The sequence below is a fragment of the Pseudomonas fontis genome (assembly GCF_028656955.1).
GTDB classification, from domain to species: domain Bacteria; phylum Pseudomonadota; class Gammaproteobacteria; order Pseudomonadales; family Pseudomonadaceae; genus Aquipseudomonas; species Aquipseudomonas fontis.
This window is the reverse complement of sequence record NZ_JAMDGY010000067.1, coordinates 20,704-44,180: the sequence shown is the minus strand read 5'-3', so window position 1 is coordinate 44,180 and position 23,477 is coordinate 20,704. Positions and strand designations below refer to the sequence as shown.

The following is a 23,477-nucleotide window of genomic DNA, read 5'->3' as shown; positions in this document are numbered from 1 at the left end:
CTGCCGTCATCAGCCCGTCCCCGAACTGCTCAAGCAGCTCTTTCGGGATTTTCGGTAATTCTCGTGGCGCTTGGCGCGCGGGTTTCTTTTTGGTTGGCATACATGCACCTCTTGCTCATGTTATGCCCGAACACAAAATTTCTGACACCCCCCCGGCTCCCACAGAAATCAAAGGCAACCCGTGTCCTGTAGGAGCCGGCCTTGCCGGCGATGGGCTCAGCGCCGAGCCCCGAGGTAATAGAACAAGGCCGCCAGCACCACCGCCACCATCATGATGTGGAACATCGCCACTGGCACCAGGTGTGCCAGGGCAAACCCGCAGATCACCGGCCCCAGGGCCGCGCCCAGGTTCGACAGGTTCTGCGCGCCGTAATACACCCCGCGCAGGTGCTCCGGCGCGATGCTGTCGATGAACATGTATTCCGCCGGGATCACGATGATCTCGCCCAGGGTGAACACCAGCATCGCCAGGCACCATACCAGCAGCGAATCGGCCAGCGAAAAGCCCAGCAAGCCCACCAGGAACAGCGCCATCCCCGCCATCAGCCAGGGCATCAGCTGACGGCTGCCGATGCGCCGGCCGATCACATACTGCAAGGCAATCACCGTCACTGCGTTGGTCGCCACCAGGTAGCTGATGGTCAGGTTGGCCTCTGCGGCGCTGCCGGTGGTCACCAGGTACTGCGACAGATACGCGGTGAACTGACCAAACACGATGGCGCTCAACGCGCCGCCCAGGGTGAAGTACACCAGCCGACGGTCGGCCAGCAAATGCCGGCCGACACTGAGGAAGCCCGGTGTCGCGCTGTCGTCGAGACGCGCCCGCGCCGTACGCTCGCCCCAGCGCTGGTAGCTGCCGCACATCAGCAAGCCGAGCAAGGCCGACACCAGGAAGGGCAGGTGATTGCTCAGTTGCATCAGTGCCACCCCAATAAATGGGCCGACGGCGTAGGCAACGTTGCTCAGGGTGTATTTGATCGAGAACACTTCGCTGCGCTCATCGACCGGCAACAACGCGCAGAAGCCTGCCTTGGCGGCGATGTCGACCACGGCCAGGGTCAGGTTGATCAACACCAGGCAAAGGAAGAACAGCACCAGCTGCCGGCTGGCGAAGGCGCCAATAAAGGCCCCGGCAAACACCAGGGTAGCCACGACGATGACGGTATAGCTGCGCAGCGTATCGATCAGGTAGCCGCCGTACAGGCTCAGCAGCGAGGCGACGATCAAGGCACCGCCGATCATCAGGCCAGTGCCGCTGATGTCCAGGGTGAAATACTCTGACAGGTAGACCACCAGGTACGGCAGTGTGATGGCCCGGGCCAGGGTCAGCACGAATGTGGTGACGAGTAGCAGGCGAACTTCAGCGCAATAGCCCATGAGGCGCGAGAGCATAAACATATCCTTGTACATTGCGGGGTTGCGCGATCCAGTGGGTGAGCATACGTCAGGCCTGGGCTGCTTCGCGAGGGCTGCCACTTATTGGTAAAACCGATAACAGATAGAGAAAATACCCGTTATATGGATATTTCCTGAGCGCATAAGATGGAGTCCACCTCACCAGAGGACAGGAGACCGACACCATGCCATGCCCCAACACTGCTCACCCCTTGCGCCCATTCAGCCAGCTGGCGCACCCGCGTGAAGTGATTCGCCAATTCACCCCCAACTGGTTTGCCGCGACCATGGGCACCGGGGTGTTGGCCTTGGCGCTCAAGCAGTTGTCCATCCCGGCACTGGACGGGCTGGCCGAAGGCTTGTGGGTGCTGACGATTGGCCTGTTCGTGCTGTTCACCTTTCTCTACACAGCGCGCTGGGTGATGTTCTTCGACGAGGCGCGGCGCATTTTTGCGCATTCCACCGTGTCGATGTTCTTCGGCACCATCCCCATGGGCCTGGCGACCATTCTCAATGGCGCGCTGCTGTTCGGCTTGCCGCGCTGGGGTGACGGCATCCTGCCGTGGGTCGAGGCGCTGTGGTGGTTCGATGTCGGGCTGGCGCTGCTGTGTGGCGTGGCCATTCCCTACCTGATGTTTACCCGCCAGGAGCACAGCATCGACCAGATGACCGCGGTCTGGCTGTTGCCGGTAGTGGCAGCGGAAGTTGCCGCGGCCAGCGGCGGCCTGCTGGCGCCGCACCTGGTGGATGTGCATCGGCAGTTCCAGGTGCTGATCACCAGCTATGTGCTGTGGGCGGTTTCCTTGCCGGTGGCGTTCAGCATCCTGACCATCCTGATGTTGCGCATGGCCTTGCACAAACTACCGCACGAGAACATGGCCGCGTCGAGCTGGCTGGCGCTGGGGCCAATTGGCACCGGGGCCTTGGGCATGCTGGTGCTGGGTGGCGATGCCCCGATGATATTTGCCGCCAATGGCCTCGGCGGGTTGGGCGAGATCGCCCGTGGCATCGGCCTGATTGTCGGGATCGTGTTGTGGGGCGCCGGGTTGTGGTGGCTGCTGACGGCGGTGCTGATCACCTGGCGCTACATGCGCAACGGCATGCCGTTCAACCTGGGCTGGTGGGGCTTCACCTTCCCGTTGGGGGTGTATGCGTTGGCGACCTTGAAGCTGGCGGCGTGGCTGCAGCTCGGGTTCTTCCAGATCATGGGCTATGTGCTGGTGGCGGCGTTGGCCGGGTTGTGGCTGCTGGTGGCCAGCCGCACGGTGCGCGGGGCCTGGCGCGGGGAGTTGTTCGTGTCGCCGTGCATTGCCGATTGTTCGGCTAAATAGAAGAAGCATCGCGGGCTCATCCCGCGATGGGGGCTTACAGCGAATTTGCATTTACCTGAGCAACTGTGGCTTTTTGCGCATTGGCATCCTCCAATCACAAAGCCCCACTCAGGACCACGGACGATGAGTCATCCTTCGCAATTCGCCTTGCTCAAGAAGCGGCGTTTCCTGCCCTTCTTCGTGACCCAGTCTTTGGGCGCGTTCAACGACAACCTGTTCAAGCAGTCACTGATCCTCGCGATTCTCTACAAGCTCAGCCTGGGTGGCGATGGCTCGCTGCTGGTCAACGTCTGCGCCTTGCTGTTCATCCTGCCGTTCTTCCTGTTCTCGGCCCTGGCCGGGCAGTTCGGCGAGAAATACGCCAAGGACGCGCTGATCCGCCTGATCAAGCTCGCCGAAGTGCTGATCATGGCCATCGGCGCTGCAGGCTTCCTTTATAACCAGCTGTGGATGATGCTCCTGGCGCTGTTCGCCATGGGCACTCACTCGGCGCTGTTCGGCCCGGTGAAGTACTCGATCCTGCCCCAGGCCCTGCGCGAAGAGGAACTGGTCGGGGGCAATGGCCTGGTGGAGATGGGTACCTTCCTGGCCATTCTCGCCGGCACCATCGGCGCCGGCGTGATGATGTCGGTGCATGACTATGCCCCGGTGGTCGCCACCGCCGTGGTGGCGGTGGCCGTGCTCGGTTACCTCGCCAGCCGCGCCATCCCGCGCGCCGCTGCCTCCACGCCGGAACTCCAGCTGCAATGGAACATCTTTTCCCAGACCTGGGCGACCCTGCGCATGGGCCTGAACCAGACCCCCGCGGTGTCGCGCTCGATTGTCGGCAACTCGTGGTTCTGGTTTGTCGGGGCGATCTACCTCACGCAGATCCCGGCTTACGCCCAGGAATGGATGCACGGCGATGAAACCGTGGTCACGCTGATCCTGACCCTGTTCTCGGTCGGCATCGCCATCGGCTCGTTGCTGTGTGAGCGCCTCAGTGGGCGCAAGGTGGAAATCGGCCTGGTGCCCTTTGGCTCGTTCGGCCTGACCTTGTTCGGCCTGCTGTGGTGGTGGCACTCCGGCGATATCCCGGCGGGTGTCGTTGCCTATGACTGGCTGGCGCTGCTGGGCATGAGCAAGGCCTGGTGGATCCTGCTGTCGATTCTTGGCCTGGGCGTGTTTGGCGGCTTCTATATCGTGCCGCTGTATGCACTGATCCAGTCGCGCACCCCGGAGCATCAGCGGGCGCGGGTAATTGCCGCGAACAACATCCTCAATGCACTGTTCATGGTGGTCTCGGCCATCGTCACCATCCTGTTGCTGAGCCTGGCCAAGCTGACCATCCCGCAGCTGTTCCTGGTGGTGTCGTTGCTCAACATTGCGGTGAACACCTATATCTTCCGCATCGTTCCCGAGTTCAGCATGCGCTTCATGATCTGGCTGCTCAGCCACTCCATGTACCGCGTCGAGCACCGCGACCTGGAGAAGATCCCGGACGAAGGCGCGGCCTTGCTGGTGTGCAACCATGTCTCGTTCGTCGATGCCTTGCTGATCGGTGGCGCTGTGCGTCGGCCGATCCGCTTTGTCATGTACTACAAGATCTACCGCCTGCCGGTGTTGAACTTCATCTTCCGCACCGCCGGGACCATCCCGATTGCCGGGCGCAGCGAAGACCCGGTGATCTACGAACAGGCCTTCGAGCGAATTGCCGCGTACCTGGCCGACGGTGAGCTGGTGTGTATCTTCCCGGAAGGCAAGCTGACCACCGATGGCGAGATCGACGAGTTCAAGGGCGGGCTGATGCGCATTCTTGAGCGCACGCCGGTGCCGGTGATCCCGATGGCGTTGCAGGGGTTGTGGGGGAGTTTCTTCAGTCGCGATCCGGCCAAGGGCTGGTTCCACCGCTTGTGGTCGCGGGTGACCCTGGTGGCCGGTTCCGCCTTGCCGGTGGAGGCAGTGGAACCGGCGCTGTTGCGCGAGCGCGTCAGTAAGTTGCGCGGGGCTGCGCGCTAGGGCAGCAACTCAGGGTCAGCTGGCGCTGACCTTGAGGCCGACCAGGCCGGCGATGATCAGCGCCACGCTGAGCAAACGAATCAGGGCCATGGATTCGCCGAACAGGATGATCCCGGCGATGACCGTGCCCACGGCGCCGACGCCGGTCCAGATGGCATAGGCGGTGCCCAACGGCAGTTCCTTCATGGCCAGGCCGAGCAGGCCCAGGCTGACGACCATTGCGGCAATAGTCAGAACGGTCGGGAGGGGGCGGGTAAAGCCGTCGGTGTATTTCAGGCCGACGGCCCAGCCGACTTCGAAAAGCCCGGCGAAAAACAGGATGATCCAGGACATGGTTACTCTCCATCTGATGATGGGGCCGTCCCCGAAGCGGTCACGCGGTGCGTCGTGAGGTCGTCCTCACAGTGCGCACTATCGTGCACATTTCTGTTTCGCGGGGCAAGGTGCGGGCTTGTTCTTATTATAGAGAGGCCCCATCGCTGGCAAGGCCAGCTCCCACAAAGGCCGTGTACTGCTTGGCACTTCAACTGTGGGAGCCGGCCTTGCCGGCGATGGGGCCCTCAAGACCACCAGGCTTATCAGACCCCTTGCGGAATCTCCTCGCCACCCAGTGCTTCATACAGCGCCGGCAGGAAATCACCAAAGGTCAGCATCATCAGGGTGAAGCTGGCATCCAGTTGGCCCAGGGCCTCTTCGCCGCCGTCTTCTTCCGCCTGGTCTTGCAGCAGCTCTTCGAACTTCAGGCGCTTGATGATCATCTTGTCGTCCAGCACGAACGACAGTTTGTCCTGCCAGGCCAGTGACAGCTGGGTGACCTGCTTGCCGGTCCCCAGGTGCATCTGGATCTCTTCGCTGGTCAGGTCCTGGCGCTTGCAGCGCACGATGCCGCCATCTTCATGGGTATCACGCAGCTCGCATTCATCCAGTACATAGAAGTCTGGCGCAGCTTGCTGGTTCTTGACCCAGTCGGTCATGGTCGCGGTCGGGGCGATCTTCACGGTCACCGGGCGCACCGGCAGCGAACCCATCACCTCACGCAGGGTGGAGAGCAGGTCTTCGGCGCGCTTGGCGCTGGCCGAGTTGACCAGGATCAGGCCCTGCTTCGGGGCGATGGCGGCGAAGATCATCGAGCGACGAATAAAGGCACGCGGCAAGAAGGCCTGGATGATCTCGTCCTTGATCTGGTCGCGCTCCTTCTTATAGACCTTGCGCATCTGTTCGGCTTCGATCTCTTCGATCTTCTCTTTAACAGCATCGCGTACGACGCTGCCCGGCAGGATGCGTTCTTCTTTACGGGCAGCGATCAGCAGGAAATCGCCGCTTACGTGTACCAGGGGGGCATCTTCACCTTTGCCGAACGGCGCAACAAAACCGTAGGTGGTCAACTCCTGGCTCGCACAGGGGCGCGCAGGCTTGCTGGCCAGAGCGGTTTCCAGTGCTTCGGCGTCGAACGGGATGTCCTGGGTCAGGCGATAGGTCAGCAGGTTTTTGAACCACATGGGGTGAATCTCTCCTCTTTACTAAGGAGGGCATTATTCTCCGAGCAGTGCCTCGAGGCCAACCCCGCTAAGTCATTGGAAGGCCTATAAAATTTTTTTAAAAAAGTGCTTGCCAGAGTGCAAGGTGCTCCGTAGAATGCGCGCCACACCGAGACGAAAGGGTGATTAGCTCAGCTGGGAGAGCATCTGCCTTACAAGCAGAGGGTCGGCGGTTCGATCCCGTCATCACCCACCACTTCTCATGTGTATCGCGCAGCGGTAGTTCAGTCGGTTAGAATACCGGCCTGTCACGCCGGGGGTCGCGGGTTCGAGTCCCGTCCGCTGCGCCATATTTAGTTCCAGGGCCCACTGAACTCCCTGGAACAACAAAGAAAGCGACCTTAGGGTCGCTTTTTTTGTGCCTGCGATTTCTCATCGAGCACCACAGCCCGCTGGTGCGGGCTGCGGTGGTTCAGGCCTTGAAGCGTTTAGTGCGCGTGATGGGCGTGCCCAGTCGCCGGCTTGGCCTGGGCTTCCAGCACTGCGATCCGCTGGTTCAGGGTGCGCACGCTTTCGATCAGTGGGGCGACCAGTTTCTGGTAGTCCAGTTGCTTGAAGCCGTCCTTTTCGTGGATCAGCTCCGGGTAGACCTTTTCGACATCCTGGGCAATCAGGCCAATGTCCTTGCTGCCGTCATTCTTGTAGGTGTAGGAAACGCCTCGCAGCTCAAGCAGCTTTGCCAGCGGGTCGCGTAGCGCATGGATGTCGTTCTTCAGGCGTTCATCGCTGAACGGGCAGCACTGCTCGCCAAAGCCAGGCAGTTCGTCGCACTCGAATTTGCCGCACTTCTCGTTGACTTCGGTGTTGGCGGTTACCGAGGTAGCGAACAGGGCGGAGCCGGCGATGCTGGCCAGCAGGCTGGCGGAAAGGGCGAGGTTCTTGAGGATCACGGTATTTTTCCTGAAATTTGTTATTGGCTCACTACCTCGTCAGTCAGACGCCTGAATGGGCATCTGCTGTTGTAGGGGTAGTAAGTTATTATTTTTTCGGGATTTTTTCGTTAGATCTGTAGAACAAGTTCTAGGGTGCATTGGCGCTCTACCTTGCAGCATAACCTGATACTTTTACCAGTAGACGATCGCGTGTCGAGGGGCCAGTCTTCCGTCTTAAATCGTCGGAGTTTCTTGCATGCCTAGCCCCTTGAAAACAGTATCGAGCATTTGTCGCTATCAATATGATCCGTTGGATCGGTTGGCAAATAAGGAGTTTTTAGTTGGGGATGACCTTCAGTTATTTCATGATGGGTTACGCTTGGTCACGCAGGTTCAGAAAGGACGAGCGTATTCTCTTATGCACAGTGGCGATCAGCTGTTGGCACAGCACGAGCACCGTGATGGGGACCTCACGGCATCCTTTTTTGGCACCGACACGCAGGGCTCAGTGTTGTCGGTCCTGAGTTTGTCACAGGTCAAGTTTTACACTTACACACCCTATGGCAGCCTTAATCCACCCGGGAATGTGATAGTGGCGTTTAATGGTGAGCGACGAGAGTTGGAAACTGGGCATTATCTACTGGGAGTTGGCGAGCGGGCCTACAATCCAGTCGTGCGGCGGTTCAACAGTCCGGATCGATTGAGCCCCTTTGGGAAAGGTGGGTTGAATACCTATACGTACTGCATGGGGGACCCGATCAACTGGCGTGATCCAACGGGGAATAGCATTCTGGGGTTTTTAAAGTATGTTGGTGATTCACTAGCAAATCTATCGGCAAAGGTAATTAATACGGCCCCTAAGGGTGCGGCAAGTATCAATCGTTTGCCCCCTGAAATGATTGAGTACATTACCGTTAATTTAAGAGGGAAGGACTTGGCTAATTTTGCCAGCACCTCCAAACGTATGTCAGCGGTCGTCAGTAATCAGTCTAGAGTATTGTTTAAGGTAGAACTTGATCGCTTGCCGAGCACAATGAAAGAAAACCAGCTTGGCGTGATTGTGCTGAATGGTCGGCGCAATGGTGTACTGCCTGTAGCGGCAAGAAATAAAGGGTTTAGCAAGAAAACGATTGCCGAAGAAAGCGCCCAAGTTCGTCGCCTCAATGTGCGTGCGAATGAAATCAATGATGTGCACAACGCTGACATCCACAATCAGCGAGTGCAGTATGAACTGGCTGAGCAAGCAGCTGTAATCAGAGCGCAAGAAGGTGGAAACTTGCCCTTATAAGTTTTCGAAGGTGCCACGCCTCCTCGCGCGACACCAACAGCCCCACACCTGTGGTCGTCACCAGTAGCGGATGCTTCCACTGCGCTGGCGGATTATCGCAAGTCCCCTCACCCTGGTTAACCATCCAATGCCTTGCGCGTGTTCGTCCATAGGGTGTGCAATTCGTCGATGATCGAGCGCGCCAGCAGTGCGCGGCCCTCACTATCGCGCAGTACCTGCAAATCCTCGTTGCTGGGAGTGGTCAAATTCAATTGTGGGTTCGCATACGTCCACCAGGGGAAATACGCACTGGTGTTTGTCTGTCCCGTCGGGTTGAGGAGTTTTTTTAGCGTTTGATGCGCTTCGGGGTGTTCGGCGTGATTGCAGTAGACGCCATGGAACAGGCGCTGGCCAATTTCGACCGCGACACCGCCGGGGGCGGTATTGAATGGCCACGCAAGCCCGTAGTAGCGATTGTTTCTGGACAGGTAATAGTAGTCGCGCACTTCCGCACGGCTGACCTTTTGGCTCGGCGTGCCCATGTCAGGGTACAGGGCGGTCTGATACGCCAACATGCGTTCCCATAGATCCAACTGAAGATCGATCAGCACTTCTTTATAGGCTTGCTGGATATCATTGATCAGTAGTAGGTGCTCGCCTTTGAGCAGTTGCTCCTTGAGCTTCTGCATGTAGTCCTCTCCCTGGTCGCTGGCTGTCAGTTTCTGTAGCAGTTCGATGTATTGAAAAATACCTTCGCGCAGGGAAGGTGCTCGAATCACGAGTGCGATGCACTGGTTCAGCCAGTCGATGATGTGGGTTTCATAACTGAGTAGTTGTACATCTAGCCCCTGCCGGCTCTGATCGCTGGGTTCGGTACCGTGCAGCGTGAGGTATATACAGCGGATGTCGGTTGCCTCGCGTTGCAATACGCGAACGTAGCGAATCAGCTGTTCCGGTTGGTCGCCGGCATTGATTTTGTTCTCGATCAGCAGCGCCTGGCCGACAGTATTGCGTACCAGGATGTCGATGTTCTGATACTCGGCCTGAACGCTGATGCCTTCCAGGGAAAAGTCGCTGATGCCCGCGTTCTGCAGGAAGGCATCGAGTAGCTGCACGCCTTTGTTGTGCGAGCTTTTCGGATCGAGTAGGTACGCCAGAAAACGCGAATGCAGGCGTACTTCATCGGTATCACGGCGCAGGATCGAGAATAGATTGAAACCCGGGGGGCGGTAGTGGAGTTTGCGCAATAGTGACAGTGTGTTGAAAAAGTTGTCCATGACCTAGTAATAGTCCTTAAGGCGATAGTGTGTCCGCCAATAATTTCATGGGGATGCTACTGCACGCTTTTTGTCCCTTCGCCAATCGGTGGTCTGTTTTCGATCGGTCATTTGAAATTTGCCATTGCAAGGGATTGAACCCAAGGATCAGATGTGGCTGAGCATCGCGCGCTCTTCGTCGCGCAAGGTCAGTACCTCGACACCATCCGCCGTCACCGCCACGGTGTGCTCCCACTGCGCCGACAGGCTGCGGTCGCGGGTGATCACCGTCCAGCCATCGCGCAAGGTCCGTACGCCACGCCCGCCCTGGTTGATCATTGGTTCGATGGTGAAGGTCATGCCCGGTTTGAGCAGCAGGCCACTGGCCGGGTGGCCGTAGTGCAGCACCTCGGGCGCTTCGTGCATTTGGCGACCAATACCATGCCCGCAATACTCGCGCACCACGTTGTAGCCGAAGGCTTCGGCGTGCTGCTGGATGGCGTGGCCGACGTCGCCCAGGGTGGCGCCGGGGCGTACCTGGCGAATGCCGGCCCAGAGCGCATCGTAGGTGTGATCGACCAATTGCCGGGCGCCTGCATCGATCTCGCCGATGCAGTACATCTTCGATGAATCGGCGATATAGCCGCCCTGTTCGAGGGTGATGTCGACGTTCACGATGGAGCCGGCCATGAGGATTTCATCAGCTTTGGGGATGCCGTGGCACACCACGTGGTCCACCGAGGTGTTAAGCGAATAGGCGAAACCGTACTGGCCCTTACTGGCCGGGCGCGCCTTGAGCACGTCGACGATGAAGGCATCGGCGCGGTCGTTGATGGCCAGGGTGCTGACGCCTGGCTGGATGAAATCGTCCAGGTGACGGAACACTTGGGCCAGCAATTGCCCGGCGTGGCGCATCAGGGCCAGTTGTTGCGGGTTTTTCAGTACCACATTGCTCATGGGCAGGTCCTTCTGGAGACTGGCACATCATACTCCCTGCTACAGGGTCTCTGTGGGAGCCGGCCTTGCCGGCGATGGGGGTTGAAGCCAGCGCAAAGCATTCGCAGTCCTCCCAATGCCCCGATAAACTCGCGGCATGAACCTCGACACTCGCATCAAGTTCCGCCACCTGCTGTGCTTTCTCGAAATCGCCCGCCAGGGCAGTTTCGCCAAGGCAGCAGACGCCATGGCGATCAGTCAGCCGGCGATTTCCAAGACCCTCAAGGAACTGGAAGACCTGCTCCAGACCCGGTTGTTCGAGCGCAGCAAGCAAGGTGTCGAGCTGACCGCCGCCGGTGTGCGCTTCATGCGCTACGCCGGCCCCTGCGTGCAGGCCCTGCGCGAAGGCGTAAACACCCTGCGCGGCGAAGAGCATCAGCCGCCCCAGGTGCGCATTGGCGTGCTGTCCACTGTCGAGAGCCTATTGATGCCCGAGGTCCTTTGCCGGCTGCATCAGCGTCACAGTGCGTTGGTGGTCAGCGTTGCCACCGGCCCCAGTGCCCACTTGCTGGCGCAACTGCATGTCGGCGAACTGGACCTGGTCATTGGCCGCATGACGGACAGCCCGCAAATCCAGGGCCTGCTGTTCGAGCATCTCTATAGCGAGTCCATGGCCCTGGTGGTCCGCCCCGGGCACCCATTGCTTGCCCGCCAGCCACTGGAGCGAAGCCAGGTGGGGCGTTTCCCCGTGGTACTGCCGCTGGCGGGCACCACCATCCGCAAACACGCTGACAGCCTGTTCGTGCAGTGCGCGATAGAGCCCTCGCCGCAACGTCTGGAAACCCTTTCCCCGGCCCTGAGTCGACGCTATGTACAGTGCAGCGATGCCGTCTGGGTGGCCCCGCGTGATGCCGTGCGCATCGACCTCGAGCGCGGCGAATTGCAGGAGCTGGACCTGGGCGTACGTGAGCCCGGTGGCTCTGTGGGCATCTGCAGCAATGCCACGATTCCCCTGGGTTTGCCGGCCCAATGGCTGTGTGAAGTGTTGCGCGAAGTGGCAGGCGAGTACCGCGAAACGCACTCTGCCTGAATGGCCCAGGCAAACCGCTGAATCCCGGCAATACTGGCTATTGGCCCGGCATTCGGTGAAGAAGCGTTCATACAGCTGAACTTATCCACCTTTCGTCGCTCTCATGCCGGTAGCCATTGGTCGTGGCCGCCTGATAAGCTCGCGGCTTTACTCGATTGCCCTATTGGCGCATGAACAAGGAAATAGCATGAAACAGCATCGGTTGGCGGCTGCGGTTGCCCTGGTTAGCCTGGTCCTGGCGGGTTGCGATTCGCAGACCAGCGTCGAGCTGAAGACTCCGGCACAGAAAGCCTCCTACGGTATCGGCCTGAACATGGGCAAGAGCCTGGCACAGGAAGGCATGGATGACCTCGATTCGAAGGCTGTAGCCCAAGGCATCGAAGACGCTGTCGGCAAGAAAGAGCAGAAGATCAAGGACGAAGAGCTGGTTGAAGCCTTCGCTGCCCTGCAAAAGCGCGCTGAAGAGCGTCTGGTCAAGATGAGCGAAGAGTCGGCTACCGCTGGCAAGAAGTTCCTTGAAGAAAACGCCAAGAAAGCCGGTGTCGTTACCACTGCTTCCGGCCTGCAATACGAAGTCGTGAAGAAGGCCGACGGCCCTCAGCCTAAGCCTACCGACGTAGTGACTGTTCACTACGAAGGCAAGCTGATCGACGGCAAGGTCTTCGACAGCTCGGTTGAGCGCGGCAGCCCGATCGACCTGCCGGTCAGCGGCGTCATCCCGGGTTGGGTTGAAGGCCTGCAACTGATGCACGTTGGCGAGAAGTACAAGCTGTACATCCCGGCCGACCTGGCTTATGGCGCGCAAAGCCCAAGCCCGATGATCCCGGCCAACGCGGTGCTGGTCTTTGACCTGGAACTGCTGGCCATCAAGGATCCAGCCAAAGCCGCTGCCGAAGCCGCTCAGTAAGCGTTCGCCAGTGTGCACAACGCCCCGTCTCGACGGGGCGTTGTCGTTTATGCAGTAGAGTGAACCGTCAGGCGTGTCTGACGTCAGAGAGGGGGCAGGGGGGTAAACTGTGACCCCGTGCGCAAAACGATTGCGCATTGAAACAGGTGTGTAAAAAACGCCCGATTTAACCCCGGCCCTTGCCCTGCGGGCACCTTGGGCTTAAAAAAGGGCTCTGTTCACAAGGTTATCCACAATTTATGTGGATAACATTTCCGTGCCAGGCCATTGGAGGTCGAATGAACGCACCGTGGAGTTTTGCCCGCTTCCTGCCCTTGGCCGAGCGTTTGTTGAGCCGTGGGCGCTTGCCGGCACTGATTTTTGCCGTGGCACGCAAGGGGCCGAGGCTGGGCAAGCTGAAGGACGACGTACGTTTGCTGCAGTCCCTGTGCGTAGCCTGGTGGCGGGGTGAGTACCGGGCGATCAGCCCGCGTGCGTTGGTGACCATCGTTGCCGGCCTGCTGTATTTCGTCAGCCCGCTGGATGCGATCCCGGACTGGCTGCTGGGCGTCGGCCTGCTCGACGACATTGCAGTGCTGGCCTGGGTGCTGAAAACCGTGGATGACGAACTGGCCGCCTTCCGCGCCTGGCGCGACCGTCAGGCACCGGAAAAACTGCGTGTGGTCGAGCGCCTGCCCGACACCCCGCAAGCGTTGCAATTGGAACAGGAAAAATCCTAGGGAAATACCGCACTGCAAACCTTTGTCCGCTAGTAATATAATTGGCATAAGGATTATGCCTACCGATTACATGCGATAAGTCCGACAAGGGGGTTGTAATGGGTATTCAGGTCATCAGCCGGGACGGTCAACCCGAATACGCGGTTGTACCCTGGGAGCAGTACCAGGCCTTGCTCAAAGCAGCGGGCCAGCCTGCCGTCAACGCCGACACCAGCAGCACCAGCGAAACCACACCCGCCACGCCGACCTTGCACGCTTTCAGCGAGCTTGCAGCATTGCGCCAGGCCAAAGGCCTGGCCGCCGAGCAACTGGCACGCAGCGTGGGTATCAGCCCGGTCTACCTGGCCCTGATCGAAAGCGGCGAGCGCGAGCCGGATGCCGCGATCCGTCGCAGCCTGGCCTGGGAGCTTGGCGTGCCGGGTTGGAGCGAGCCGTCATGAGCAGCGTGAGGATCAGCCGCCAGCAATGGGAAGGGCTGCTCGTCGAACTGGATGTGGCGCGCCGGCAGCGCCACCTGCTGACCTACCGCGCCTTGCTGGAGCGCTTGCAACTGCCCAGCCCGGCCATGCAGACGCTGACCGCCGCACTGGAATACCTGGCGGTGCTCGATGCGCGTGCCGAGCAACCGCTGCGCAGCTCGCTGGTGATCAGCCAGGGTGCCAGCCGTTTGCCGCGCACCGGGTTTTTCGAATGTGTGGAGCGCCTGGGGCGTTTCTCCGGACCTTCCGATGGCATGGCCGCCGCGTCCTGGCATGCCTCTGAAGTGGTGCGGGTGTTCGAGTACCGTTACCCGGATACTGAAGAAGCCTGATCAACGTTCGCGGTATCGATCAGGTACAGGCTGTGCCCGCTGACTTCCTTGGCGTGGTGCTTGGCCTGGGAGGCGAGGTCGGCCAGTTGCCCGGCATCCAGGTCGGCGCAAGACTGCGGATGCAACTGCACCACACCGACCGACAATGACAGCAAGGGAAATTCCTGACGCTGGCCCAGACGGTTGTGGGCAATGAAACACCCCGCCTGCACATGCTCGGCGCGGTAGAACCGCCGGCACTGTTTCTGAAAGTCCTCCAGCAACTGCTGCAGGCGTTTCTCCCAATCCTTCGAACCCAGCACCAGCATGAAGTCGTCGCCGCCGATATGCCCGACGAAGTCGCGGCTGGGGTCTACCCGATCGTTCAGGCACTGCGCCAGGCACAGCAGCACCTCATCGCCACGGGCATAGCCGTAGATGTCGTTGAACGGTTTGAAACTGTCGATATCCACGTAGCAGATTGCCGCGCTGCGCTGTTGTTGCAGCAAGCGGGTCAGGCACTGCTGGATCGGCACGTTGCCCGGTAGCAGGGTCAGCGGGTTGGCGTAGCGGGCCTGCTGGATCTTCTGCTCGGTAATCAGCTTGAGTACGTCGATCACCCGTCCCAGGCCCAGGTAGCGGCCCTCGCGGGTGATGATGAAATCTTCCTCGATACGCTGGCGTGCCCGGCTGGTCAGCAGGCGGCTGACGGTCTGCAGCGACTGGCTGATTTCCACCGCAAGAAAGTCATCGCTCATCAGTCGGCTGATCGGCTTGCGCGCGAACAGGTCGGTGGCGAACGGCTTGAGCAGGGCCTCGGACAGCGAGTGGCGATGCACGATCCCGCACGGCCGTTGCTGCTCGTCCAGCACGGCCAGGGAATTGAGGTTGGCCTGACGGCGGAACGCTTCCAGTACCAGGGGTGTCGGGGTGTCGCGGGTAACGGCCGGTGGCTCGTTGAGCAGGGCACTGAGGTCCAGGCCTTCGTCTGCCAGGATCGGCACCGTGCTGGGCGCCGGCAGCATGGCCAGGGCGTCACGCGGTGGGTGCTCCTGCGGGCGGCAGAGCAGGTAGCCCTGCACCAGGTCCACGCCCATTTCGGTCAGGATGGTCAGCTCTTCAGCCAGCTCGATGCCCTCGGCAATCACCTTGGCGCGGGAGGCCTTGGCGATCTGCAGGATGGAGCCGACGAACTCGCGCTTGACCGCGTCGAGGTGGATGCCATCGATGAAATGGCGGTCGATCTTCACATAGTCCGGGCGCAGCTCCGACCACAGGCGCAGGCTCGAATAGCCGGCACCGAGATCATCCAGCGCAATCGAAAAGCCCATGTCGCGGTAGTGGTGCAGGGCGGTGTACAGCAGCTGGAAATCATCGGTCGGCGTTTGCTCGGTCAGCTCGATCACTACGCGGCTGGCGGGGATGCCGAGGCTCTGCAACAGCTTCAGGGTGCGCCCGGACTCGTACTGCGGTTCCAGCAGCGACTCGGGCGAGACGTTGAGAAACAGCTTGCCGTCCAGTTGCTGCTCGCTGAAGCGCCGGCAGGCGCTTTCCCGGCAGGCCACTTCCAGTTCGGTCAGGCGGCCGGCCTGGCGGGCCACGGCAAACAGGTTGATCGGCGAGTGCAGCGGGCTGTTGGAGGGGCCGCGGCTCAAGGCTTCATAGCCGAGAATGCGCCGCTCAGACAGGCAGACTATGGGTTGGAACAGGCTGTGCAAGCCGCTTTGAGCCAGGATGGTGCTCAACGCGCTGAGCTGTTCGGTCACGGTCATGGCAAAACTACCTTGAAAAAAAGGGACTGAGGCCAGTGGCGCTCAGTCCCTTATTTCACGACAGAATGATGACTGTTTAATGACTTAATGTGTCGCAGTCATACTATTTTGCCATTATCGTTTCAGCATCCACCTTACTGCTTGGCCACGCGTGGGTTCAGGTTCAGGTAGTCGCCCAGGATGCGTCCGGTTTCGACCAGGTAAGCGTCGTCTTCCGGCTTGCTGTCATCCTGCTCGGGCGGCAGCGCGTCCTCGTCTTCCTTCTTCAGCTCCTTCAGCGGCTCTTCGCCCTTGGCTTTGCGGCGGGTGTTTTCCAGGGCCAGTTGCTTGCCCTCGATGTCCGCATGCTGGGCACGGCGCTCGACTTCGTTGAGGCTGACGGTTTTTTCGTTCATCAGCTTCTGGGTCAGGGCCAGGCGGTCGCGAATGTAGACGAACTCCGGGTCCTTGGCAGTGCGCGTGTCGTGATCAGCCTTTAGCTTGGCCAGGTACGGCTTGAACGGGTCGCTCTCTGGTTTGATCGCCGGGCGGATGGTGTCCCACGGCATCGCTTCAGGCAGGGCGCTCTCGCCGATTTCCTTGGTGTCGATAATCGACGGGTAGTCGATGTCCGGCAGCACGCCCTGGTGCTGGGTGCTCTGCCCGGAAACCCGGTAGAACTTGGCCAGGGTCAGTTTCAGCTCGCCATGGTTGAGCGGCTGGATGGTCTGCACGGTGCCTTTGCCGAAGGTCTGGCCGCCGATGATCAGTGCGCGGTGGTAGTCCTGCATGGCGCCGGCGAAGATCTCCGAAGCCGAAGCCGAGAGGCGGTTGACCAGCAGGGCCAGTGGGCCTTTGTAGAAGGCACCGGGGTTTTCGTCTTCAAGCACGTCGACACGGCCGTCGGCATTGCGCACCAGTACGGTCGGGCCCTTGTCGATGAACAGGCTGGTCAGCTCGGTGGCTTCCTGCAGGGAACCGCCGCCGTTGTTGCGCAGGTCGATGACCACGCCGTCGACTTTTTCCTTTTGCAGTTCGGTCAGCAGCTTCTTCACGTCGCGGGTGGTGGACTTGTACTCGGGATCGCCGGCACGGAAGGCCTTGAAGTCCAGGTAGAAGGCCGGGATCTCGATGATCCCCAGCTTGTAGTCACGGCCATCCTGCTTGAGGTTGAGCACCGACTTTTTCGCTGCCTGCTCTTCAAGCTTCACCGCTTCACGGGTGATGGCGACGATCTTGCTGGTCTGGTCGTTCGGCGCATTGGTCGAAGGGATGACTTCAAGACGCACCACCGAACCTTTCGGCCCACGGATCAGCTTGACCACTTCATCCAGACGCCAGCCGATCACGTCGACCATTTCCTTGTCGCCCTGGGCCACGCCGACGATCTTGTCGGCAGGGGCGACCTGCTTGGTCTTGGCGGCAGGGCCGGCCGGGACCAGGCGGACGATCTTGACCTGATCGTTGTCGCTTTGCAGCACCGCGCCGATACCTTCCAGCGACAGGCTCATGTTGATGTCGAAGTTTTCCGCGTTGTCCGGCGACAGGTAGTTGGTGTGCGGGTCGTAGGACTGGGCGAAGGTGTTGATGTAGGCCTGGAAGATGTCTTCGGCCCGGGTCTGGTCCAGGCGCGCCAGCTGATTCTTGTAGCGCTTGGTCAGCAGCTCCTGAATGGCCTTTGGCTCTTTGCCGGCGATCTTCAGGCGCAGTACTTCGTCCTTGACGCGTTTGCGCCAGAGCTCATCGAGCTCGGCATCGTTCTTCATCCACGGGGCGTCCTTGCGGTCGATCAGCAAGGTTTCCTTGGTGGTGAAGTCGATCTTGTCGACGCCTTTGTTCAGTTCGGCCAGGGTGAAGTCCAGACGCGACTTGACCCGGTCGAGGTAGCGTTTGTAGATGGTGAAGCCTGGGTCCAGGTTGCCGGACTTGAGGAAGTCGTCGAACTGGGTCTTCCACTTGTCGAACTCGGCGATATCACTGGCCATGAAGTAGCTGCGCGAGGGGTCGAGCAACTTGATGTAGCTGTCGTAGATGATGACCGAGCGCTTGTCGTCGAGCGGTGGCTTGCTGTAGTGATGGCGCTTGAGCAGCTCGACGATGTTCAGGCTGGCGACGACTTCGTCGCGGTCCGGCTGCAACTTGTCCCAACTGTTGGCAGCCAAAGCGCTGCCAGCCAGCGGCAAGCTGCCAAGGCCGATCATCAGGGCGAGGGCGGTGCTGGGCAGGAACTGCTTCATGCTGATTCGACGTAGGGGCAATTGATCACGCATATTAGGCCGTCTTTGGATTCGCCGGTTCCATGGAGCCGGACGCATAATGCAAAAAGCCTGAAGCTACAGCTCCAGGCTCAGTCATGACTCAACTATGGAGGCACTGTGAAGGCATTGCAAGGCGTTGAGGGACATGTGGAGTGGGTTGAGGCGACAAGTCCAACTTGCGATGTAGGTCAAGTACGAATTCGCGTCGCCGCGGCGGGGCTCAATCGTGCCGACCTGTTGCAACGTGGCGGTCTGTATCCGCCGCCGCCGGGTGCCAGCGAGTACCTGGGGCTGGAATGTGCCGGGGTGATCAGCGAAGTCGGGCCGGGTTCGGCCTGGCAGGTCGGTGATCGGGTCTGTGCCTTGCTGGCGGGTGGCGGCATGGCCGAGGAAGTGGTGGTCGATTCCCGTCATGTCCTGCCGGTGCCCGAGGGCCTGAGCCTGCACGAGGCGGCGGCGATCCCCGAGGTGTATGCCACGGCGTGGTTGAACCTGTTCCAGCTGGGCGGCCTGAAGCCGGGCGAGAAGGTCTTGTTGCATGCGGGCGCCAGCGGCGTCGGCTCGGCGGCGATCCAGCTGTGCAAGGCGTTCGGCAGCCCGTGCTGGGTGAGTGTCGGTTCGGCCGAGCGTCTGGCCTACTGCCAGGGCCTGGGTGCCAGCGGTGGCGTGGTGCGCGGTGACGACCTGGAAAGCCTGAGCGATTTTGCCCCGTTCGATGTGATTCTCGACCCGGTGGGTGGCAATTACGCGGCGCTGAACGTGAAGGTGCTGGCGCGTGATGGTCGCTGGGTGATCATCGGCTTGATGGGCGGGCGCAAGGCGGATATCGACCTGGCGCAGTTGCTGGCCAAGCGCATTCAGGTCACCGGCTCGACGTTGCGCAACCGCGATGATCAGTTCAAGGCGGACTTGTTGAGCGACCTGGGCCAGCAGGTGTGGCCGTTGTTCGCCGAAGGGCGGTTGCAGGCGCAGCTGGTGCGCAGTTACCCGGTGAAGGATGCCGAGGCGGCATTTGCCGAGCTGGCGGGCAATCAGGTGTCGGGCAAGCTGGTGCTGGTGATTGACGAGAGCCTGGTGTAGGGCTTGAGGGCCCTATCGCCGGCAATGCCGGCTCCCACAGGTGTTGTGGGAGCTGGCCTTGCCAGCGATGGGCCGCAAAGCGGCCCTGAAAACCTCAGCTCCAGCTCAAGATCGGCCAGCCCTGCTGTTCAGCATGCGCCCGCAACACCGCATCCGGGTTCACCACATGCGGGTGATCCACCTTCGACAGCAACGGCAGATCGTTGCGTGAGTCCGAATAGAAATGCGCCCCCTCGAGGTTCTCTTCCTCCTGGTCCAGCCACTCCAGCAGCCGGGTGATCTTGCCTTCGCGGTAGGTCAGCACGCCGGTGGTCTTGCCGCTGTACACCCCGTGCTGGACGTCCAGCTCAATCGCCAGAATCTCCTCGATGCCCAGGCGCTCGGCAATCGGCCCGACCAGGTGGGTGCCGGATGCCGAGATCACCAGAATCCGGTCCCCCGCCTTGCGGTGCATGGCGATGGTACGCGTGGCTTCACTGAAGATGATCGGCTCGATGAAATCTTCCACCCAAGGCCCGACAAGGTGCTCGACCTCTTCAGGTGTACGCCCGATCAACGGCTCGAGGCTGAAGGCCATGTAGTCCTCCATGGCCAGTTTCCCTTGGGCATAGGCGTCCATCAATTCCTTGTCTTTGCGCAGGAACGTCGCGTCCACCCAACCCAGGTGCACCATCTGCTCGCTCCAGAGCGAGGCGCAGTCACCGTGGATCAGGGTTTCGTCCAGATCGAATATCGCTAAAGCCATTTCAACAAAACTCCTGTGCAACCCTCAAGCCACTTCGCAGAGGGCGGTGGGATCGATCGACAAGGATACCCGCTGGCCATCCGCATGCAGATCGGCCGACGAGCGATTCAGTACATCCACCAGCAACTCGACGCCACGTGCCTCGATCCGGTAACGGATGACGTTGCCCAGCAGGCTGTGGCTGCGCACCAGGCCCTCGCGTTCACCCTCCAGGCTCAGCGCGATGGCTTCCGGGCGAATCGCCAGGCGCGTGTTGACCGGGCGTTGCAGCAGGCGGCTGGCGCTGTCGGCGTCGAGCAGGTTGTAGTTGCCGATGAAGCCGGCGGCAAACGCGTCCACCGGCGCGGTATAGAGCGTTTCGGCGTCGCCACTTTGCACGATGCGACCCTGGTTCATCAGGAAGATGCGGTCAGACATGGTCAGCGCTTCCTCCTGGTCGTGGGTCACGAAAATCGTGGTCAGGCCCAATTCGCGCTGGATCTGCCGGATCTGCTCGCGCAGGTGTTTGCGAATGCGCGCATCGAGGGCCGACAGCGGCTCATCGAGCAGCAGCAGGCGCGGGCGGGTGACCAGCGAGCGGGCCAGCGCCACACGCTGGCATTGCCCGCCCGACAACTGATGCGGATAGCGCCGGGCAAAGTCCTGCAACTCTACCATCTGCAAGGCTTCGATCACCCGCGCCTGGCTTTCTTCAGGCTTGACCTTCTGCATGCGCAGGCCGAAGGCGACGTTCTGCTCCACGGTCATGTTGGGGAACAGCGCATAGCTCTGGAACACCATGCCGATCCCGCGCTTCTGCGGGCTTTGCGGTACCAGGTCGTTGCCGTCGAGAAGGATCTTGCCGCTGTCCACCGAGGTCAGCCCGGCGATGCAGCGCAGCAGGGTGGATTTGCCGCAGCCGGAGGGGCCGAGCAGGGTGACGAACTCGCCCCGGCCGATCTGGCAATTGATGTCGTTGAACACCGGGCTGCCGGCGTAGCTCTTTTGCAGGTTCTGGATGCTGACGAAGCTCATATCAGGTCTTGTCCTTGTTCAGGCGGTTGGCTGCCCAGGTCAGCACCAGCACGAAGAGGAAATAGGAAATCACCAGCGCGCTGTTGAAGTGCCCGCTGCTGTTGCGCATGTTGTTCAGGTACACCTGCAGGGTTTCGTAGCGGGTGCCGACCAGCAGGTTGGCGAACACGAACTCGCCAAACAGGAACGAGAACGACAGCAGCAGCGCCACCATCAGGCCCTTGCGCAGGTTCGGCAGCACCACCAGGAACGCCGCCTGCCAGGTGTTGGCACCGAGCAGTTGGGCGGCGTCCATCAGGTCGCGCAGGTTGATCGCTTGCAGGTTGTTGGTGATCGCCCGGTACATGAACGGCAGGGCCACGGTGAAGTAGCAGCCGATCAGAATCCACGGCGTGCCGACCATCGCCATCGGCCCCGAGCCATACAGCTGCAACAGGCCCACCGACGACACCACCGGCGGCACGGCGAAGGGCAGCAGGATGAGGATGTTCATCAGCGCATCAAGGCGCGGGAAGTGGTAGTGCACCACGAACAACAGCGGCAGGATCAGCAGCACCGACAGCAGCAGCGCCCCGACGCACACCAGCAGCGACTGGCCGAAGGCGGCCAGGAAGCGCGGGTCGCTCCACAGTGCCACGTACCATTTGAAGGTCAGCCCGCTGGGTAGCAAGCTGGCCGACCAACTGGTGGCCAGCGAGTACAGCAGCGTACCGGCCAGTGGCAGCAGCAGGATCAGGAACAGCACATACACCACCACCCGGTGGTACAGGTTGGCAGAGCCAGGTTCAGCGCGCGACATGGTAGCTCCGCTTCAATAGCCATTGGTGGACCACGGTAACCAGGGTCATCAGCCCGACCAGGATGATCGCCAGGGCGCTGGCCAGGTTCGGGTCCAGCGAGATATCGCCGGCCACCAGCGCGGCAATGCGGATCGGCAGCACGTTGAAGTTGCCGGTGGTCAGCGCATACACCGTGGCATAGGCGCCCAGGGCGTTGGCCAGGAGAATCACGAAAGTCCCGAGCAACGCCGGGGTCAGCACCGGCAGGCCGATATGCCGCCAGTACTGCCAGGCATCGGCGCCCAGCAGCGCGGCGGATTCGCGCCAGTCTTCACGCAAGGCGTCGAAGGCCGGGTAGAGCAGCAACACCCCCAGCGGAATCTGGAAGTAGGTGTAGAGGATGATCAGGCCGGTCTTGGAGTAGAGGTTGAAGTCCTCGATGATCCCGGCCTGCTTCAGCAGCATGGTCAGCGCGCCGTTGAAGCCCAGCAGGATGATGAAGGCAAACGCCAGCGGCACGCCGGAGAAGTTGCTGGTCATGTTGGCGAAGGCGTTGACGAAGTCGCGCAGCTTGGAGTCGACCCGGCGCAGCGAATAGGCGCCGAGCACCGCGATGAGGATGCCGAACACGCTCGACCAGAAGCTGATTTCCAGGCTGAACTGGATCGCCTGGCGATAGAACCTGGAGGAGAACACCTTGGTGAAGTTGTCCAGGCCCCAGCCGCTTTCGGCTTGCAGGCTGTGGATGGCCACCCAGGCCAGCGGGGCGATCTGGAAGATGATGAAGAACACTGCGAAGGGCAGCAGGCACAGCAGCGCCAGCCATTTGCCGCGTAGGGTCGAGTTCACGTGAGCAGCTCCCGGCATACCGGTTTGTCGTGGGGTACGCCGAGCAGCTCGCAGATCGTGCCGCACAGCTCGGTCTGCAAGGGTTTGGCGGCGGGGTCGAGGCTGAAGGCATCGCCGAAGACGAACAGCGGCACTTCACGCTCTTCCGGGAGCAGGCCGTTGTGTGAGCGGTCGTTGTTCATGCCGTGGTCGGCGGTGACCAGTACCTGGTAGCCGCTGTCGAGCCAGCCACGCAGGTAGTCGGCCAGCTGGATGTCGGCGCTGCGTGCGCTGTTGCGGTATTGGCTGCTGTCCAGGCCATGCTTGTGCCCGGCGTCGTCGATGTTCATCGGGTGCACCAGGAGGAAATTTGGCGCGTAGTGGCGGCGCAGGTATTCGGCATCGGCAAACAGGTGCGAATCGGGGTAGTGATCGGCGTAGTAGAACAGGCCGTGCTGGATTGGCAGCTTTGGCGCGTTGGTGTGGCGGTCACGTACCGCATCGAACGGCGAGCGGTTGTACAGCTCGCTGACCCAATGGTAGGCCGCAGCGGCAGTGTTCAGGCCGGCATCGCGGGCGTAGTGGAAGATGCTGCGTTCGCTGGACAGGCGTGACACGTTGTTGTGCACGATGCCGCTGTTGATCGGGGTGACGCCGGTGAGGATGCATTCGTACAGCGGGCGCGACAGAGCCGGCAGTTCGCATTCCAGGCGGTACAGCGCGGCGCGGTCGGCTTCGACGTAGGCGTGCAGGTGGCCCATGGCGTGATGGGCGACCTGGTAGTTGAGGCCGTCGAGCAGGACCAGGATGACGTTGTGGTTCATGGATTCTCCGGATTAAGCGCAGGCCGCATCGCCGGCAAGGCCGGCTCTCACAGGGATATGCCGCGCAGCACACCCCTGTGGGAGCTGGCCTTGCCAGCG

At 60.9% G+C, this 23,477-nt stretch carries 22 protein-coding genes and 2 tRNA genes; 11 read left to right on the top strand and 13 right to left on the bottom strand.

Annotated features, from left to right (window positions below; all coding sequences use genetic code 11):
* Positions 1-216 precede the first annotated feature (216 nt).
* The gene (locus M5G11_RS19980; RefSeq protein ID WP_273912068.1) at positions 217-1,392 is read right to left on the bottom strand and encodes an MFS transporter; all 1,176 of its coding nucleotides are present in this window, start codon (positions 1,390-1,392) and stop codon (positions 217-219) included.
* A 188-nt stretch (positions 1,393-1,580) separates the two neighbouring features.
* Here M5G11_RS19980 and M5G11_RS19975 point away from each other — a divergent pair, with 188 nt between their 5' ends.
* Together M5G11_RS19975 and M5G11_RS19970 are read left to right on the top strand one after the other, a co-directional pair.
* Positions 1,581-2,726: a TDT family transporter gene (locus tag M5G11_RS19975; RefSeq protein WP_273912066.1), complete on the top strand. Its 1,146-nt coding sequence runs from the start codon at positions 1,581-1,583 to the stop codon at positions 2,724-2,726.
* A gap of 123 nt (positions 2,727-2,849) precedes the next feature.
* Positions 2,850-4,724: an MFS transporter gene (locus M5G11_RS19970; RefSeq protein ID WP_273912065.1), complete on the top strand. Its 1,875-nt coding sequence runs from the start codon at positions 2,850-2,852 to the stop codon at positions 4,722-4,724.
* Positions 4,725-4,739: 15 nt separating this feature from the next.
* On the opposite strand, the gene sugE is transcribed toward M5G11_RS19970, so the two are convergent.
* Positions 4,740-5,057 (bottom strand): quaternary ammonium compound efflux SMR transporter SugE, encoded by a 318-nt coding sequence (gene sugE / locus M5G11_RS19965; protein WP_273912064.1) that lies wholly within the window; start codon positions 5,055-5,057, stop codon positions 4,740-4,742.
* 245 nt (positions 5,058-5,302) lie between these two features.
* Positions 5,303-6,223: a recombination-associated protein RdgC gene (gene rdgC / locus M5G11_RS19960; RefSeq protein ID WP_273912063.1), complete on the bottom strand. Its 921-nt coding sequence runs from the start codon at positions 6,221-6,223 to the stop codon at positions 5,303-5,305.
* 159 nt (positions 6,224-6,382) lie between these two features.
* Here rdgC and M5G11_RS19955 point away from each other — a divergent pair.
* Positions 6,383-6,458 (top strand) — tRNA-Val (locus M5G11_RS19955).
* Positions 6,459-6,475: 17 nt separating this feature from the next.
* A tRNA-Asp gene (locus M5G11_RS19950) sits at positions 6,476-6,552 on the top strand.
* Between the two features lie 138 nt (positions 6,553-6,690).
* Here M5G11_RS19950 and M5G11_RS19945 read toward each other — a convergent pair.
* Entirely contained in the window at positions 6,691-7,152 is a 462-nt protein-coding gene (locus M5G11_RS19945) for a tail fiber domain-containing protein (protein WP_273912062.1), read from the bottom strand.
* 238 nt (positions 7,153-7,390) lie between these two features.
* On the opposite strand from M5G11_RS19945, the gene M5G11_RS19940 reads away from it, so the two are divergent.
* Entirely contained in the window at positions 7,391-8,422 is a 1,032-nt protein-coding gene (locus M5G11_RS19940; protein ID WP_273912061.1) for an RHS repeat-associated core domain-containing protein, read from the top strand.
* Between the two features lie 116 nt (positions 8,423-8,538).
* On the opposite strand, the gene M5G11_RS19935 is transcribed toward M5G11_RS19940, so the two are convergent.
* Together M5G11_RS19935 and map are read right to left on the bottom strand one after the other, a co-directional pair.
* A complete protein-coding gene (locus M5G11_RS19935) occupies positions 8,539-9,678 on the bottom strand; it encodes a PDDEXK-like family protein (protein ID WP_273912060.1) in 1,140 nt (379 codons plus the stop codon).
* A 147-nt stretch (positions 9,679-9,825) separates the two neighbouring features.
* Complete coding sequence (gene map, locus M5G11_RS19930) at positions 9,826-10,614, bottom strand: type I methionyl aminopeptidase (RefSeq protein ID WP_273912059.1); 789 nt, start codon at positions 10,612-10,614, stop codon at positions 9,826-9,828.
* Positions 10,615-10,750: 136 nt separating this feature from the next.
* Between map and pcaQ the strand changes: the two genes are divergently transcribed.
* The 5 genes from pcaQ (at position 10,751) to M5G11_RS19905 (ending at position 14,120) form a co-directional block, all read left to right on the top strand.
* On the top strand, positions 10,751-11,683 hold the full coding sequence (gene pcaQ / locus M5G11_RS19925) for a pca operon transcription factor PcaQ (RefSeq protein ID WP_273912058.1): 933 nt from the start codon (positions 10,751-10,753) through the stop codon (positions 11,681-11,683).
* Positions 11,684-11,870: 187 nt separating this feature from the next.
* Positions 11,871-12,590: a BamJ family beta-barrel-assembly machinery protein gene (locus tag M5G11_RS19920; protein ID WP_273912057.1), complete on the top strand. Its 720-nt coding sequence runs from the start codon at positions 11,871-11,873 to the stop codon at positions 12,588-12,590.
* A gap of 278 nt (positions 12,591-12,868) precedes the next feature.
* Positions 12,869-13,309, top strand: a complete 441-nt coding sequence (locus M5G11_RS19915; protein WP_273912056.1) for a YkvA family protein — start codon at positions 12,869-12,871, stop codon at positions 13,307-13,309.
* Positions 13,310-13,407: 98 nt separating this feature from the next.
* Positions 13,408-13,749, top strand: a complete 342-nt coding sequence (locus M5G11_RS19910) for a helix-turn-helix domain-containing protein (RefSeq protein WP_273912055.1) — start codon at positions 13,408-13,410, stop codon at positions 13,747-13,749.
* Positions 13,746-14,120, top strand: a complete 375-nt coding sequence (locus M5G11_RS19905) for a hypothetical protein (RefSeq protein WP_273912054.1) — start codon at positions 13,746-13,748, stop codon at positions 14,118-14,120. Before M5G11_RS19910 ends, M5G11_RS19905 begins: the two co-directional genes overlap by 4 nt.
* Here M5G11_RS19905 and M5G11_RS19900 read toward each other — a convergent pair.
* Both M5G11_RS19900 and M5G11_RS19895 read right to left on the bottom strand, forming a co-directional pair.
* Positions 14,096-15,871: a bifunctional diguanylate cyclase/phosphodiesterase gene (locus tag M5G11_RS19900; RefSeq protein ID WP_273912053.1), complete on the bottom strand. Its 1,776-nt coding sequence runs from the start codon at positions 15,869-15,871 to the stop codon at positions 14,096-14,098. The two genes, M5G11_RS19905 and M5G11_RS19900, sit on opposite strands and share 25 nt — an antisense overlap.
* Before the next feature lie 134 nt (positions 15,872-16,005).
* Positions 16,006-18,087, bottom strand: coding sequence for a carboxy terminal-processing peptidase (locus M5G11_RS19895; RefSeq protein WP_273912052.1), 2,082 nt, complete (start codon positions 18,085-18,087; stop codon positions 16,006-16,008).
* A gap of 138 nt (positions 18,088-18,225) precedes the next feature.
* On the opposite strand from M5G11_RS19895, the gene M5G11_RS19890 reads away from it, so the two are divergent.
* A complete protein-coding gene (locus M5G11_RS19890; RefSeq protein WP_273912051.1) occupies positions 18,226-19,188 on the top strand; it encodes a zinc-binding dehydrogenase in 963 nt (320 codons plus the stop codon).
* Between the two features lie 94 nt (positions 19,189-19,282).
* Here the strand turns inward: M5G11_RS19890 and M5G11_RS19885 are convergent, their stop codons facing one another.
* Genes M5G11_RS19885 through M5G11_RS19865 form a run of 5 tightly spaced genes read right to left on the bottom strand, consistent with a single transcriptional unit; the run spans position 19,283 to position 23,378 of the window.
* Positions 19,283-19,933 (bottom strand): HAD family hydrolase, encoded by a 651-nt coding sequence (locus tag M5G11_RS19885; RefSeq protein ID WP_273912050.1) that lies wholly within the window; start codon positions 19,931-19,933, stop codon positions 19,283-19,285.
* A 24-nt stretch (positions 19,934-19,957) separates the two neighbouring features.
* Entirely contained in the window at positions 19,958-20,947 is a 990-nt protein-coding gene (locus tag M5G11_RS19880; RefSeq protein WP_273912049.1) for an ABC transporter ATP-binding protein, read from the bottom strand.
* A 1-nt stretch (position 20,948) separates the two neighbouring features.
* Positions 20,949-21,746, bottom strand: coding sequence for an ABC transporter permease (locus tag M5G11_RS19875; RefSeq protein WP_273912048.1), 798 nt, complete (start codon positions 21,744-21,746; stop codon positions 20,949-20,951).
* A complete protein-coding gene (locus tag M5G11_RS19870; protein WP_273912047.1) occupies positions 21,733-22,593 on the bottom strand; it encodes an ABC transporter permease in 861 nt (286 codons plus the stop codon). The genes M5G11_RS19875 and M5G11_RS19870 overlap by 14 nt, the downstream gene beginning before the upstream one ends.
* On the bottom strand, positions 22,572-23,378 hold the full coding sequence (locus tag M5G11_RS19865; RefSeq protein WP_273912046.1) for an alkaline phosphatase family protein: 807 nt from the start codon (positions 23,376-23,378) through the stop codon (positions 22,572-22,574). The genes M5G11_RS19870 and M5G11_RS19865 overlap by 22 nt, the downstream gene beginning before the upstream one ends.
* Between the last annotated feature and the right edge of the window lie 99 nt (positions 23,379-23,477).

Coding starts and splice junctions, on each gene's coding strand:
- M5G11_RS19980 (WP_273912068.1), bottom strand. CDS start 1,392: ATGCTCTCGCGCCTCATGGGCTATTGCGCTGAAGTTCGCCTGCTACTC.
- M5G11_RS19975 (WP_273912066.1), top strand. CDS start 1,581: ATGCCATGCCCCAACACTGCTCACCCCTTGCGCCCATTCAGCCAGCTG.
- M5G11_RS19970 (WP_273912065.1), top strand. CDS start 2,850: ATGAGTCATCCTTCGCAATTCGCCTTGCTCAAGAAGCGGCGTTTCCTG.
- sugE (WP_273912064.1), bottom strand. CDS start 5,057: ATGTCCTGGATCATCCTGTTTTTCGCCGGGCTTTTCGAAGTCGGCTGG.
- rdgC (WP_273912063.1), bottom strand. CDS start 6,223: ATGTGGTTCAAAAACCTGCTGACCTATCGCCTGACCCAGGACATCCCG.
- M5G11_RS19940 (WP_273912061.1), top strand. CDS start 7,391: ATGCCTAGCCCCTTGAAAACAGTATCGAGCATTTGTCGCTATCAATAT.
- M5G11_RS19935 (WP_273912060.1), bottom strand. CDS start 9,678: ATGGACAACTTTTTCAACACACTGTCACTATTGCGCAAACTCCACTAC.
- map (WP_273912059.1), bottom strand. CDS start 10,614: ATGAGCAATGTGGTACTGAAAAACCCGCAACAACTGGCCCTGATGCGC.
- pcaQ (WP_273912058.1), top strand. CDS start 10,751: ATGAACCTCGACACTCGCATCAAGTTCCGCCACCTGCTGTGCTTTCTC.
- M5G11_RS19920 (WP_273912057.1), top strand. CDS start 11,871: ATGAAACAGCATCGGTTGGCGGCTGCGGTTGCCCTGGTTAGCCTGGTC.
- M5G11_RS19915 (WP_273912056.1), top strand. CDS start 12,869: ATGAACGCACCGTGGAGTTTTGCCCGCTTCCTGCCCTTGGCCGAGCGT.
- M5G11_RS19910 (WP_273912055.1), top strand. CDS start 13,408: ATGGGTATTCAGGTCATCAGCCGGGACGGTCAACCCGAATACGCGGTT.
- M5G11_RS19905 (WP_273912054.1), top strand. CDS start 13,746: ATGAGCAGCGTGAGGATCAGCCGCCAGCAATGGGAAGGGCTGCTCGTC.
- M5G11_RS19900 (WP_273912053.1), bottom strand. CDS start 15,871: ATGACCGTGACCGAACAGCTCAGCGCGTTGAGCACCATCCTGGCTCAA.
- M5G11_RS19895 (WP_273912052.1), bottom strand. CDS start 18,087: ATGAAGCAGTTCCTGCCCAGCACCGCCCTCGCCCTGATGATCGGCCTT.
- M5G11_RS19885 (WP_273912050.1), bottom strand. CDS start 19,933: ATGGCTTTAGCGATATTCGATCTGGACGAAACCCTGATCCACGGTGAC.
- M5G11_RS19880 (WP_273912049.1), bottom strand. CDS start 20,947: ATGAGCTTCGTCAGCATCCAGAACCTGCAAAAGAGCTACGCCGGCAGC.
- M5G11_RS19875 (WP_273912048.1), bottom strand. CDS start 21,746: ATGTCGCGCGCTGAACCTGGCTCTGCCAACCTGTACCACCGGGTGGTG.
- M5G11_RS19870 (WP_273912047.1), bottom strand. CDS start 22,593: ATGCCGGGAGCTGCTCACGTGAACTCGACCCTACGCGGCAAATGGCTG.
- M5G11_RS19865 (WP_273912046.1), bottom strand. CDS start 23,378: ATGAACCACAACGTCATCCTGGTCCTGCTCGACGGCCTCAACTACCAG.